At 63.9% G+C, this 12,682-nt stretch carries 9 protein-coding genes and 3 pseudogenes; 6 read left to right on the plus strand and 6 right to left on the minus strand.

Going from position 1 to position 12,682, the window contains the following annotated elements:
- The first annotated feature begins 293 nt into the window (after window positions 1–293).
- Together BAY1663_RS01395 and BAY1663_RS01400 are read left to right on the plus strand one after the other, a co-directional pair.
- Window positions 294–590, plus strand: coding sequence for a DUF1883 domain-containing protein (locus BAY1663_RS01395; protein ID WP_037037365.1), 297 nt, complete (start codon window positions 294–296; stop codon window positions 588–590).
- A gap of 144 nt (window positions 591–734) precedes the next feature.
- The gene (locus BAY1663_RS01400) at window positions 735–1,658 is read left to right on the plus strand and encodes a DMT family transporter (RefSeq protein ID WP_037037368.1); all 924 of its coding nucleotides are present in this window, start codon (window positions 735–737) and stop codon (window positions 1,656–1,658) included.
- An 87-nt stretch (window positions 1,659–1,745) separates the two neighbouring features.
- Here BAY1663_RS01400 and BAY1663_RS01405 read toward each other — a convergent pair whose 3' ends face one another.
- The 4 genes and pseudogenes from BAY1663_RS01405 to metH form a co-directional block, all read right to left on the minus strand.
- The gene (locus BAY1663_RS01405) at window positions 1,746–2,192 is read right to left on the minus strand and encodes an SRPBCC family protein (protein WP_037037372.1); all 447 of its coding nucleotides are present in this window, start codon (window positions 2,190–2,192) and stop codon (window positions 1,746–1,748) included.
- A gap of 54 nt (window positions 2,193–2,246) precedes the next feature.
- Window positions 2,247–2,690, minus strand: coding sequence for an SRPBCC domain-containing protein (locus BAY1663_RS01410; protein WP_037037375.1), 444 nt, complete (start codon window positions 2,688–2,690; stop codon window positions 2,247–2,249).
- 103 nt (window positions 2,691–2,793) lie between these two features.
- Window positions 2,794–3,129, minus strand: coding sequence for a DUF5629 family protein (locus BAY1663_RS01415; protein WP_037037378.1), 336 nt, complete (start codon window positions 3,127–3,129; stop codon window positions 2,794–2,796).
- Window positions 3,126–6,817 (minus strand): annotated as a pseudogene (metH, locus tag BAY1663_RS01420) (methionine synthase). Before metH ends, BAY1663_RS01415 begins: the two are co-directional and overlap by 4 nt.
- 207 nt (window positions 6,818–7,024) lie before the next feature.
- Here metH and BAY1663_RS01425 point away from each other — a divergent pair.
- The 4 genes and pseudogenes from BAY1663_RS01425 (at window position 7,025) to BAY1663_RS01440 (ending at window position 12,115) form a co-directional block, all read left to right on the plus strand.
- A pseudogene (locus BAY1663_RS01425) lies at window positions 7,025–9,306 on the plus strand (fatty acid cis/trans isomerase).
- A gap of 117 nt (window positions 9,307–9,423) precedes the next feature.
- Window positions 9,424–10,008: a Fe-S biogenesis protein NfuA gene (nfuA, locus tag BAY1663_RS01430; RefSeq protein ID WP_037037381.1), complete on the plus strand. Its 585-nt coding sequence runs from the start codon at window positions 9,424–9,426 to the stop codon at window positions 10,006–10,008.
- Between the two features lie 165 nt (window positions 10,009–10,173).
- Window positions 10,174–11,156 (plus strand): annotated as a pseudogene (locus tag BAY1663_RS01435) (response regulator).
- Window positions 11,157–11,158: 2 nt separating this feature from the next.
- Window positions 11,159–12,115: a sensor domain-containing diguanylate cyclase gene (locus BAY1663_RS01440; RefSeq protein WP_037037382.1), complete on the plus strand. Its 957-nt coding sequence runs from the start codon at window positions 11,159–11,161 to the stop codon at window positions 12,113–12,115.
- A 74-nt stretch (window positions 12,116–12,189) separates the two neighbouring features.
- Here BAY1663_RS01440 and BAY1663_RS24910 read toward each other — a convergent pair whose 3' ends face one another.
- Both BAY1663_RS24910 and BAY1663_RS24915 read right to left on the minus strand, forming a co-directional pair.
- Window positions 12,190–12,321, minus strand: a complete 132-nt coding sequence (locus tag BAY1663_RS24910; RefSeq protein ID WP_256206495.1) for a hypothetical protein — start codon at window positions 12,319–12,321, stop codon at window positions 12,190–12,192.
- A 31-nt stretch (window positions 12,322–12,352) separates the two neighbouring features.
- Window positions 12,353–12,679, minus strand: a complete 327-nt coding sequence (locus BAY1663_RS24915) for a hypothetical protein (protein WP_256206496.1) — start codon at window positions 12,677–12,679, stop codon at window positions 12,353–12,355.
- Between the last annotated feature and the right edge of the window lie 3 nt (window positions 12,680–12,682).

The raw sequence follows: 12,682 nt of genomic DNA on the forward strand, positions 1-12,682 counted from the left end.
GCGGTACTCCTCGATGGGCTGGATGGACGACTCGAGCGGATGGCTGACGATCTGCCGTCACCAGAGCGCCAGCAGTCCCGTATCGAAGAGAAACAGCAGCCGGCATCCCGCGGGCAGGTTCGAGGAACAGGGGATGCGTGTGCTGTGCATGGGAAGTTGGAAGCGATTCGGCTGATGGCTGTGAGGATACACGCCCCGCGGCGCGGAACAACCTGGCCCGGGCCGTCCGGCGGCTGATTCGGAAGGTACGCATGCTATCGTTCGCCTTTGCGCCATGAGTGCCGGAGCCGTACATGAAGTTCATACACCAGCGTGAGCATCTCGAAGAAGGCGACATCGTCGTCATCCAGTGCTCGCAAACCTGCAATATTCGCCTGATGAACGATGCGAATTTCCGCAGCTTCAAGAATGGCGGCCGCCATACCTACCACGGCGGCGCCTTCGACCGCTTTCCAGCGAAGATCGTGGCGCCGAGCTCCGGGTTCTGGAACATCACCCTCGATACGGTCACGCGGCGGGCCATCAGCGTGACGCGTAAACCGAACCTCACCTACTCGATCAAGGTCATTCGACGGTCCGCCTCGCGCTAGTGTTGCGCGAAACCAAGGAGCGGCCTGTGAGCCAGCAACAAAGAACGCACGTCATCCACTGGCTGTCCATCCGGCGCCATCCAGTCTCGTGCGTTCCCGGTCTATGCAGCCGGGAACGCATATGCTCGACGAAGGCCGCCGTACATGCCTGATGCCCTGAGCGGGACCAGCCGCGCACACCTGGGCATGCTGCTCTGGGCGCTGTTCGTCGGCCTGTCGTTTCCGGCGGTGGGCCTGCTCAGCGAAGGGTTGCCGCCGTTGCTGCTGACCGCCATGCGCTTCGGCATCGCCGCGCTGGTGCTGGGGCCGCTGGCCTGGCGGCAGAGCGACGGCCGACCGGGCTTGCGCACCCTGCTGCTCTACGCGGCGATGGGGCTGTGTCTGGCCGGCTTCTTCGGCACCATGTTCTGGGCGGCGCACCGGGTCAGCGCGCTGTCGATGGCGACCCTGTTCGTCAGTGTGCCGTTGCTGGCCTATTGCCTGGGGCGTGGTCTCGGTGTCGAACAGCCGGCCGGTCGGCTGCTGGCCATTCTCGCCCTGGGGGCGATCGGCGCGCTGGGCCTCGCCTGGGCGGAAAACGGTGGCGATTTCGTGGGCATGCAGCTGGGGCTGGGCGAACTGGGCTTCTTCCTCGGGTGCGTCGCTTCGGCCTTGTATCCGGTGCTCAGCAAATGGGGCCTTGCCGGGGGGACGCTGCCGCGCCAGGCCGGCTTGCGCACGTTCTGGAGCCTGGTGGCGGGCGCGATCCTCATCGGCCTGATGGGGTTGTTGTGGGAACGGCCCGCGGCACTGCTGCACATGAACCTGCTGGACCTGCTGCTGGTGATCTATCTCGGCGTGTTCTCCAGCGCTATGACCTTCTTCCTGCAGCAGCGGGCGACTGCCGCTCTCACGCCGGGAGCGGTGACCGCCTACAGCTACCTCGTGCCGTTCGTGTCGATGCTGCTGCTGTTCTTCGACCAGCCGGCGCGCATGGGCTGGCATTGGCTACCGGGGAGCCTGTTGGTGGTGCTGGCCATCGGCTTGCTGCTGCGGCGCGATGCGCGGGGCGCGTTCAGGGGCGCCTAGGGGTCTGTTGCCGTTTCGTCGCGAGCCGCGTTGCTGCGGCAAATGGCAACAGACCCTAGATGACGAGGCGTTCTTCCGGCCTGGGGATCAGCCCGAAATTTCCGGCTCAACGAGATTGGCGAGCTGCATGAGCGATTCCTGCCAGCCGAGATAGCACATCTCGGTCGGGATCATCTCGGGAATTCCGCTCTGTTCGATATTCACTTCCGTGCCGCACGAAACCCGCTTGAGGTTCACCGTGACCAGCATGGTGCCCGGCAGGTTGGGATCATCGAAGCTGTCGGTGTACTCGATGAGTTCACCCGGAACCAGCTGCCGATACTCGCCGCCGAAAGCGTGTTCCTGGCCGGTCGTGAAGTTTTCGAACGACATCCTGAAACCGCCGCCGACGTGCGGATCCATCCGCTGGACCTTGCAGACGAAACCGTATGGCGGAAGCCATTTGGCCATTGCACCGGCATCCACGAATGCGCGGTAGACCTTGTCCGGGGTGGCGCGAAGCACGCGATGAAGACGAACGGTTCCAGTGGCCATGGCGAAAACTCCTCTCAAGGTAAGCGAAATGCTTCGAGGCTGTTGCGACGGCCTCTAGGCATGCTCGCCCATGCGCTTTTCAAGCTGAGCGAGCACCAGGGGCCAGGCCTGCTCATGCCGGTCCCTGGAGGCTTCATCCGGAAAGCCGGCATGAACGAGTTTGACCAAAGTCGCATCTTCTTGCGGCGTGAATTCCAGGGTTACGACCGTCTCGGCTCCTTTGGTCCCGTCTTCTCCGTTGACCCAGGTAAGTTCTATCAATCGCGGGGCTTCGAGTTTCAAGAACCGCCCGTAATGAGGATGCAGATTCCCCTCGAAGTCGGTAGCAAAGTAGAAGGGAGCATCGACCTGTGGTTTCATCAGGACGCTAGCCGGTACGGCAAACCAGCGATCGAGCTCCTCGGTCCACGCCTTGAAAAGGGTTTTAGCCGAAAGGCGCAGCCTGCGCTCGACCGTAAGTCGAAATGGCCGCGAGGATAAATCGGGTGGCATGGGCATGGTTTCTCTCCTTCCGCTGTCTGGCTGTGAAGTAGACAGCGAATAGCGCGAGAAACGCTCGGCGTTCGCGGATGGATCGGCCCGTGCGACGGACGGCGCTGCGTTATTCGTCGTCAGCGCCAGCGCTGATCGCGCCCAGGCAGCGCAGCCGGTGCGTTGGCTCTTCGCCGAGCTGCCAGCTGTCGTCCGCCGCGTCGTGCTGCGCCTCCATGACCGTGTTGTAGCTGAACTGCCAGCGTCGCTTGCTGCGACCGTCCAGCGCGTCGATCTGCAGGACGATCTGTTCGCTGGAAAACGGCTCGCCCGCTTCGGCGGCTGCGTCTGCCTGGTCCAGCAGGGCGTCGTTCAGCGTGAATGCGAAAGCATGCAGGCCATCGATCTCCAGCATGTCGGCGGTTTCGAGCTGGTCGAGCAGGTAGGGGCTCACGGTAGTGCTCATGCGTCGTACCCCAGGTTCGGCATCAGCCAGCGCTCGCTGACCGCGAGGTCCTGGCCCTTGCGCTGGCTGTAGCTTTCCACCTGATCCTTGTCGATCTTGCCGACAGCGAAGTACTGCGCCTCGGGATGGGCGAAATACCAGCCGCTGACCGCCGCGGTGGGCAGCATGGCGTAGTGCTCGGTGAGGGTGACCTGGCTGATGCCGTCGGCATCCAGCAGCTGGAACAGCGTGCCCTTCTCGGTGTGATCGGGGCAGGCCGGGTAACCGGGGGCAGGGCGGATGCCCTTGTATTGCTCGCGGATCAGTTCCTCGTTGCTCAGCTGCTCGTCCTTGGCATAGCCCCAGTGCTGCTTGCGCACCTGCTCGTGCAGCCATTCGGCACAGGCCTCGGCGAGGCGGTCGGCCAACGCCTTGACCATGATCGAGTTGTAGTCGTCGCCCTTGTCCTGATAGGCCTTGGCGACTTCCTCGGCACCGATGCCAGCGGTGCAGATGAACCCGCCCACGTAGTCGGTGATGCCGGTGCTCTTCGGTGCGACGAAATCGGCCAACGACAGGTTCGGCTTGGCGTCCGGCTTGATGGTCTGCTGGCGCAGGTGATGCAGGGTGGCCAGCTTCTCGCCGTTGTCACCGTACACTTCCAGGTCATCGTCCTGGACCTGGTTGGCTGGCCAGAAGCCGAACACCGCACGTGCGCGGATCAGCTTCTCGTCAACCAGCTTTTTCAGCATGGCCTGGGCATCGTTGAACAGCGAGGTGGCCGCTTCGCCAACCACCTCGTCTTCGAGGATGCGCGGATACTTGCCGGCCAGGTCCCAGGCAATGAAGAAAGGCGTCCAGTCGATGTAGTCGACCAGGGTGCGCAGATCGATGTCTTCCAGCACCTGGCGGCCGGTGAAGCTCGGTTTGACCGGGGCGTAGCCGCTCCAGTCGAACGGCGGCTTGTTGGCGATGGCATCGAGGTAGCTCAGGCGTTCGGTGCGCGCACTGCGGTTGGCGGTGCGCTCGCGGATCATCGCGTACTCCTCGCGGGTCTTGTCGACGAACGCCGGCTTGAGTTCCTTGGACAGCAGGGTGGTGGCCACGCCCACCGCGCGCGAGGCATCGGTGACGTAGACCACTGCATCGTTGCTGTACTGCGGGTCGATCTTCACCGCGGTGTGCGCCTTGGAGGTGGTGGCGCCGCCGATCATCAGCGGCAGCGAGAAGCCCTGGCGCTGCATTTCACGGGCAACGTGGACCATCTCGTCCAGCGACGGGGTGATAAGGCCGGACAGGCCGATGACGTCGCACTTCTCGGCGATGGCGGTCTGCAGGATCTTTTCCGCCGGCACCATCACGCCCATGTCCACCACGTCATAGCCGTTGCAGCCGAGTACCACGCCGACGATGTTCTTGCCGATGTCGTGCACGTCGCCCTTGACGGTCGCCATGAGGATCTTGCCCTTGGCTTCCGGCTTGTCGCCCTTTTCCGCCTCGATGAAGGGGATCAGGTGGGCCACGGCCTGCTTCATCACGCGGGCGGACTTGACCACCTGGGGCAGGAACATCTTGCCCGCGCCGAACAGATCGCCCACCACGTTCATGCCGCTCATCAGCGGGCCTTCGATCACCTCGATGGGGCGTGCGCACTGCTGGCGGCACTCCTCGGTGTCCTCCACGATGAAGGCGGTGATGCCCTTGACCAGCGCGTGCTCGAGGCGCTTGTCCACCGGCAGATTGCGCCATTCCTCGGTCTCGGCTTCCTTGACCGAGCCATCGCCCTTGTACTTATCGGCGATCTCCAGCAGCGCCTCGGTGCCGCCGGCGCTGCGGTTGAGCACCACGTCCTCGACCGCGTCGCGCAGCTCCTTCGGGATCTCGTCGTAGATCTCCAATTGGCCGGCGTTGACGATGCCCATGGTCAGGCCCGCCTTGATCGCATGGAACAGGAACACCGAGTGGATCGCTTCGCGCACCGGGTTGTTGCCGCGGAAGGAGAAGGACACGTTGGACACGCCGCCCGAGGTCAGGGCATAGGGCAGGTTGTCGCGAATGAAGGCGCAGGCTTCGATGAAGTCGACGGCGTAGTTGTTGTGCTCTTCGATGCCGGTGGCGATGGCGAAGATGTTCGGGTCGAAGATGATGTCTTCGGGCGGGAAGCCCACCTCGTTGACCAGGATGTCGTAGCTGCGCTGGCAGATTTCGCGCTTGCGTGCAGCGGTATCGGCCTGGCCGGCTTCGTCGAAGGCCATCACCACCACCGCGGCGCCGTAGCGCTTGCACAGGTGGGCGTGGTGCTTGAACTGCTCGACACCTTCCTTCATGGAGATGGAGTTGACGATGCCCTTGCCCTGGATGCACTTGAGGCCCGCCTCGATCACTTCCCACTTGGAGGAGTCGATCATGATCGGCACGCGGGAGATGTCCGGCTCGCCGGCGATCAGGTTGAGGAAGGTGACCATGGCCGCCTTCGAATCCAGCATGCCCTCGTCCATGTTGATGTCGATCACCTGGGCGCCGGCTTCCACCTGCTGCAGGGCCACTTCCAGCGCCTCGGTGTAGTTCTCCTCGCGGATCAGACGGGCAAACTTGGCCGAACCGGTGATGTTGGTGCGCTCGCCGACGTTCACGAACAGCGAGCTGCGGTCGATGGTGAAGGGCTCCAGGCCCGACAGGCGGCAGGCCTTGGGAATGTCCGGGATCACGCGCGGCGGGTACTTGGCCACCGCCTCGGCAATCGCCTGGATATGCGCCGGCGTGGTGCCGCAGCAGCCGCCGATGATGTTGAGGAAACCGCTGGCGGCGAACTCCTCGACCACCGCGGCCATTTCTGCCGGCGTTTCGTCGTACTCGCCGAAGGCATTGGGCAGGCCGGCGTTGGGGTGGGCGGACACGTGGGTGTCGGCCTTGTTGGCCAGCTCTTCCAGATAAGGGCGCAGGTCCTTGGCGCCCAGGGCGCAGTTCAGGCCTACGGAGATCGGCTTGGCATGGCGCACCGAGTTCCAGAACGCTCGGTGGTCTGGCCTGACAGCGTGCGGCCGGAGGCGTCGGTAATGGTGCCGGAGATCATGATCGGCAGCTCGACGCCATCTTCCTCGAATACCTGCTGCACGGCGAAGATCGCCGCCTTGGCGTTCAGCGTGTCGAAGATCGTTTCGATCAGGATCAGGTCGGCGCCGCCCTCGATCAGGCCACGGGTGGCTTCGGTGTAGTTCTCCACCAGCAGGTCGAAGGTGACGTTGCGGTAGCCGGGATTGTTGACGTCCGGCGAGATGGAGCAGGTGCGGCTGGTCGGGCCGAGCACGCCGGCGACGAAACGCGGGCGATCCGGCGTCTCGGCGGTCTTGGCATCGGCCACTTCCCGGGCCAGGCGCGCACCTTCCACGTTCAGCTCGTAGACCAGTTCTTCCATGCCGTAGTCGGCCTGGGAGACCCGGGTGGCATTGAAGGTGTTGGTTTCCAGAATGTCGGCGCCGGCATCGAGATAGGCCTTCTCGATGGCCTGGATGACGTCGGGGCGGGAGAGCAGCAACAGGTCGTTATTGCCCTTCACGTCGCTCGGCCAGTCGGCGAAGCGTTCGCCGCGGTAGTCGGACTCCTCCAGCTTGTAGCTCTGGATCATGGTGCCCATGCCGCCGTCGAGGATCAGGATGCGCTCCTTTAGAGCATGCTGAAGGGCCTGAAGGCGAGCGTTGCGAGTGGACATGGGGGACTACCTGAAAAGCGGGGAGGAAAGTGCGCGAATGATAGCAAAGCTGCATGCTTTTCGAGCTCTCGCTCTTTTGCATGAATAATATTCAGGTTGCCGCAGCGCGGCGGCAGCGATCCGAAGAGCCGGTAGCGGCACGGCCAGGTGCTCGCCTCGGCCGGCCCGGCTGGCTAGAATGCCGGCTTCCCTCAAGGTGCGTTCATCATGACCTTTCGCTGCTGGCTCGGCTGCCTGTTCCTGCTTTGCACCACCCTGGTGCGGGCGGAACCGCTCTCCTACCAGCGCGATATCCAGCCGATCTTCACCGCCAAATGCGTTGCTTGCCACGCCTGCTACGACTCGCCATGCCAGCTCAATCTCGGTAGTGCAGAAGGCGCGGCGCGCGGCGGCCACAAACTGCCGGTCTATAATGGCGCACGGGCCAAGGCGCAAACCCCCACACGGCTTTTTCTCGACGCCGAAGACGAGGCCGGCTGGCGGCGCAAGGGCTTCCATTCGGTACTCGAGGCCCAGGGCAGTCAGGCGGCGCTGATGGCCCGCATGCTGGAGCTGGGGCGCAGCCAGCCGCTGACGCCCAACGCCAAGCTGCCAGCCGACCTGGATATCGGCATTGGCCGGGAAAACAGTTGCCCACTGCCGGGGGAGTTCGACGACTACGCCCAGCAGAATGCCCATGCCGGCATGCCATTCGCGGTCACCGGACTCAGCGACGCGGAGTACGAGCGCCTGCAACGCTGGCTGGAGCAGGGCGCCCCGGTCGATTACCAGGCACCGAAACCGCCGGCCGCCGAGGCGGCGCAGATAGCCGAATGGGAGCGCTTGCTGAACGCCCCTGGCCCGCGGGGAACGCTGGTCGGCCGCTGGTTGTATGAGCATCTGTTCATCGCCCATCTCTATTTCGAAGGGACGGGGACGGGAGGCCGGCATTTCTACCAGCTGGTACGCTCCCGCACGCCCAGCGGCGAGCCCGTCGATGCGATCGCCACGCGCCGCCCCAACGACGATCCCGGTACGCACTTTCATTACCGGCTGCGGCCGATCCCCGATGTGATCGTGCACAAGACGCACATCACCTATCCGCTCAGCCCCGCGAAGCTGGCGCGGGTCAAGGCGCTGTTCTTCAGCGACGACTGGCGCGTCGATGCGGTACCGGGATACGGTGCCGGCCACCGGGCGAATCCGTTCCGGGCCTTCCAGGCGATTCCGGCGCAGGCGCGCTACCAGTTCATGCTGGATAACGCCGAATATTTCGTGCGTACGTTCATTCGTGGACCGGTGTGCCGCGGGCAGATCGCCACCGATGTGATTCGCGACAACTTCTGGGTGTTGTTCCAGGACCCGCAGTACGACCTGTACGTCACCGACCGGCACTTTCGCGAACGAACCACGCCGCTGCTGGCGATGCCTGGGCAGCTCGACGAAGTTGGCGATCTGCTCGGCTTCTGGCAAACCTATCGAGTCAAACGCAACCAGTACGAGCAACTGCGCATGCAGGCCTATGCCGGCGAACCGGCGCAATGGCGGCATCTCTGGGCGGGCAACGACAATGCTCTGCTGACGATCTTCCGCCAGCATGACAGTGCGTCGGTGCGCAAAGGGCTGATCGGCGAGATCCCGCAGACGCTCTGGTGGATGGACTTTCCGCTGCTCGAACGCACCTACTATCAGTTGGTGGTCAATTTCGACGTGTTCGGCAACGTCTCCCATCAGGGCAGACGCGGTTGTATTTCGACCTGATCCGCAACGGCGCCGAGCTGAACTTCCTGCGCCTGCTGCCGGCGGCTTCGCGCCAGGCCATTCTCGATGGCTGGTACGAGAAGAGTGGCCAGTTGAAGCTGCTGCTCGCTTATACGGCGATCGACAGCGCGACGCCCTCGCTGCTGGAACTGGACAAGGGCGACCCGAAGCAGGCCTTCGCTCGGCAATTGCTGGCGCGTCGTGCTGACATCAATGCCGCGCCGGACCCGATCAACCGCTGCCCGGGCAGCCATTGCTACCGTACCGATCAGCCGCCAGCGCTGCAACGCGCCGAGCAGGCGCTCAGCCGCCTGACCAACCGCCTGGCAGCCGGACTGCCGGTGATCCGCAGCCTGCCCGAGGCCACGCTGCTTCGCGTCGAACAGGGCGACGGCCGGCGCGAGATCTACAGCCTGCTGCGCAACCGGGCCCACAGCAACGTGGCGTTCATGTACGGCGAATCGCTGCGCTGGCAGCCGCGCCTGGATACGCTGACGGTCTATCCGGGCATTCTCAGCAGTTATCCCAATTTCATCTTCAACCTGCCGGCGGCGGAGGTGCCCGCGTTCGTCGCGGCCCTGGAGCGGGTGAAGGAGGGCGAGGACTTCGAACGCATCGTCGAGCGCTGGGGCGTGCGCCGCAGCCACCCGAGGTTCTGGGATTACTTCAATGACCTGGCACGTTACCTGGAGGAGACCGACCCCCTGGAAGCCGGTGTGCTGGATATGAACCGCTACGAGAACCTCTAGGGTGGCAAAGGCGGCGTTGCGAACGGCGCTCGAATGGAGTATTCCTACCAAAATACTAGGACTTAACCGCGGCAGTGGTTTGGCGTAAACTGCCGCGCATGTCTGCGAGGAGTTCCCATGAGCGCGATCACCATTACCGAAGCTGCACACGATTATTTGGCCGACCTGCTCGAAAAGCAGAACACCACCGGCATCGGCATCCGGATTTTCATTACCCAGCCGGGCACCCCTTATGCGGAAACCTGTATCGCCTATTGCAAGCCGGGCGAGGAAAAACCGGACGATATCGCCCTGGCACTGAAGAGCTTCACCGCCTGGATCGACGGCACCAGCGAGCCGTTCCTGGAGGATGCGCTGGTCGACTACGCGACCGACCGCATGGGCGGCCAGCTGACCATCAAGGCGCCGAATGCCAAGGTGCCGATGGTCAATGAAGACAGCCCGCTGAACGAGCGGATCAATTACTACCTGCAGACTGAAATCAACCCGGGCCTGGCGAGCCACGGCGGCCAGGTTTCGCTGATCGACGTGGTCGAGGAAGGCATTGCGGTGCTGCAGTTCGGTGGCGGTTGCCAAGGCTGCGGCCAGGCGGACGTGACGCTCAAGGAAGGTATCGAGAAAACCCTGCTGGCGCGAATTCCGGAGCTCAAGGGCGTGCGTGACGTGACCGACCACACCAACCGCGAAAACGCCTACTACTGATAGCGGCGTTTTTCCCTGGGCGGAGCGCGAGACACCCTGCGCATCCGCCCCTCGCAGGCTTTTTGGGCAAAATGCCACTATTTTGCCTTCATGGTGCACACACCATGCGCTGCGTGCGCTAAGCTCTGTCGCTTCGGTTGACCGGGCAACGAGAGCTCGCACCAGATGTCTGCCATTTCGCTATTGATCTGCGACGATTCGAGCCTGGCACGCAAGCAGCTGCTGCAGGCGCTGCCGGCTGGCTGGCCGGTGACGGTCAGCCAGGCAGCCACCGGCCTGGAGGCGCTGGAGCGCATCCGCCAGGGCGATATCGATGTGCTGCTGCTCGACCTCACCATGCCCGAACTGGATGGCTATCAGGTGCTCGCGCAGCTGCGCCAGGAAGGGCTGGACTGCAAGACCATCGTCATCTCCGCCGACATCCAGGATGAGGCCGTACGGCGGGTGCTCGAGCTCGGGGCGCTGGCCTTCATCAAGAAACCCGCCGACCCCGTCCACCTGCACCAGACCCTGGCCAGCCTCGGCCTGCTCGACGACCTGTCGGCGCTGGTCGGCCGTAGCGAAGGCGAGTCGATCGGCTTTCGCGACGCCTTCCGCGAGGTGGTCAACGTCGCCATGGGGCGCGCGGCGGCCCTGCTGGCGCGCGTGCTCGGCGTGTTCATCCAGTTGCCGATCCCCAACGTCAACATCCTCGAAGTCGGCGAGCTGCACATGGCACTGGCCGATGCCGCGCGCGGCGACAAGCTGACGGCCGTCTGCCAGGCTATATCGGTGGCGGTATCGCCGGGGAAGCGCTGCTGCTGTTCCATGACTCTGAGGTGGCCGACATGGCGCGCTTGATGCGCCGGCAGGATTATCTGGAAATGGAGATGCTCCTGGACCTGTCGAGCCTGCTGATCAGCGCCTGCCTCAGTGGCATCGCCGAGCAGATCGAGGTGGTGTTTTCCCAGGGGCATCCGCAGGTGCTGGGGCAGCACGCCTCCATCGACGAGCTCATCCGGCTCAACAGCGCCCGCTGGAAAAAGACCCTGGCCGTGGAGATCAGCTACAGCCTGGAGGGGCACGATATCCATTTCGACCTGTTACTGCTGTTCACGGAAGACTCGGTCGAGCTGCTGCGCCGCAAGCTCGCCTACCTGATGGATTGAACATGAGCCATTCGAGCGAGCTGAACGAACTGCACTGGCTGCTGGCCATTGTCCAGAGCATCGATGTAGGCGTGGTGGTGCTGGACCGGGACTACCGTGTCGAGGTCTGGAACACCTTCATGGAGAACCGCTCCGGTCGACCGCCGGAGCGGGCGCGCAACTGTTCGTTCTTCGAGCTGTTTCCCGAGGTGGACGAGGACTGGTTCCGGCGCAAGGTAGAGAGCGTGATGACGCTTGGCACACCGTCCTTCACCATCTGGGAACAGCGGCCCTACCTGCTGCGGTTCAAGAATTACCAGCCGATCACCGGGCTGGAAGACTTCATGTACCAGAACACCACGCTGCTGCCGCTCAAGGGAGTCAATGGCAGCATCGATCAGGTCTGCCTGATCATCTACGACGTGACCGACGTGGCGGTCAACCGGCGCCAGTTGCAGGCGGCCAACGCCGAGCTGCAGCGGTTGTCGAGTACCGATCGCCTGACCGGGCTCTACAACCGCGGACACTGGGAAGAGATGCTGCGCCTGGACTACGCCCGTCATCGTCGCTACGACAGCCTGGCGGCGTTGGTCATGTTCGACATCGATCACTTCAAGGCGATCAACGACAACTACGGCCACCAGGCCGGGGATGCGGTCATCCAGCAGGTGGCCGAACTGATTCGCGAGAACCTGCGCGACTCGGACGTTGCGGGGCGCTACGGCGGCGAGGAGTTCGTCGTGTTGCTGCCGGACACCGACAAGCAGGGTGCGCTGACGTTCGCCGAGCGGCTGCGGCATGCGGTCGAGTCGTGCGAGGTTTGCCACGAGCAGCATCGCATCCGCTTCACCATCAGCCTGGGGGTCGCCGACCTCAGCGTGCCCAGCAGCGGTCACGCGCAGTTGATCGAATGGGCCGACTCCGCGCTGTACGCATCTAAGGCCGGCGGGCGCAACCGCGTCACCCTGCATCAGCACTAGTGGCCCGTGCGGTTAGTTGGTTGGCCCGGAGCGCCGGAATTGGCTAACTGAACCGCCCAAACAGGCCGCTAGCATCAGGCGGCGGCTTCGGCAGCGCTTTGCCGCCCGCAAAGCAGCAGCACGGCGACGGCGAGCAGGCCCAGCATGCCGACGTTGACGGCCGACCAGCCGATGCCGGTGATCAACGCGCCGCAAGCGAACGACATGAGGCTGCCGCATAGCCGTTGCCCAGTTCCATCAACCCTGCGCGGCGGAGCGCTCCTCGGGCCGGTGGCCGCTTCCGAGCAGGGTGGTTCCGGCCACCAGCATCAGGTTCCAGCCCACGCCCAGCAGGCAGGAGCTCAGCAGGAAATGCTCGAAGCTCTCGCCGGCAATGGCGATTGCCGCACTGGCCGCCAGGGTCGCAGCCCCACCCAATGCGACACGCACGCTGCCCAGGCGATCGACCAGCGTGCCGGCGACGAATGCGGGCAGGAACATTCCCAGCAGGTGCCACTGGATCACCGTCGCACTGTCATCCAGCCCCAGGTTGCAGAAGCTCATCGCCAAGGGCGTGGCGTTCATTAC

The organism is Pseudomonas sp. BAY1663 (assembly GCF_000582595.1).
Classification (GTDB): domain Bacteria; phylum Pseudomonadota; class Gammaproteobacteria; order Pseudomonadales; family Pseudomonadaceae; genus Stutzerimonas; species Stutzerimonas stutzeri_AF.

Excerpts from the sequence above, each read along its gene's own strand:
- BAY1663_RS01395 (WP_037037365.1), top strand. The coding sequence starts at position 294 with ATGAAGTTCATACACCAGCGTGAGCATCTCGAAGAAGGCGACATCGTC.
- BAY1663_RS01400 (WP_037037368.1), top strand. The coding sequence starts at position 735 with ATGCCTGATGCCCTGAGCGGGACCAGCCGCGCACACCTGGGCATGCTG.
- BAY1663_RS01405 (WP_037037372.1), bottom strand. The coding sequence starts at position 2,192 with ATGGCCACTGGAACCGTTCGTCTTCATCGCGTGCTTCGCGCCACCCCG.
- BAY1663_RS01410 (WP_037037375.1), bottom strand. The coding sequence starts at position 2,690 with ATGCCCATGCCACCCGATTTATCCTCGCGGCCATTTCGACTTACGGTC.
- BAY1663_RS01415 (WP_037037378.1), bottom strand. The coding sequence starts at position 3,129 with ATGAGCACTACCGTGAGCCCCTACCTGCTCGACCAGCTCGAAACCGCC.
- nfuA (WP_037037381.1), top strand. The coding sequence starts at position 9,424 with ATGAGCGCGATCACCATTACCGAAGCTGCACACGATTATTTGGCCGAC.
- BAY1663_RS01440 (WP_037037382.1), top strand. The coding sequence starts at position 11,159 with ATGAGCCATTCGAGCGAGCTGAACGAACTGCACTGGCTGCTGGCCATT.
- BAY1663_RS24910 (WP_256206495.1), bottom strand. The coding sequence starts at position 12,321 with ATGTCGTTCGCTTGCGGCGCGTTGATCACCGGCATCGGCTGGTCGGCC.
- BAY1663_RS24915 (WP_256206496.1), bottom strand. The coding sequence starts at position 12,679 with ATGAACGCCACGCCCTTGGCGATGAGCTTCTGCAACCTGGGGCTGGAT.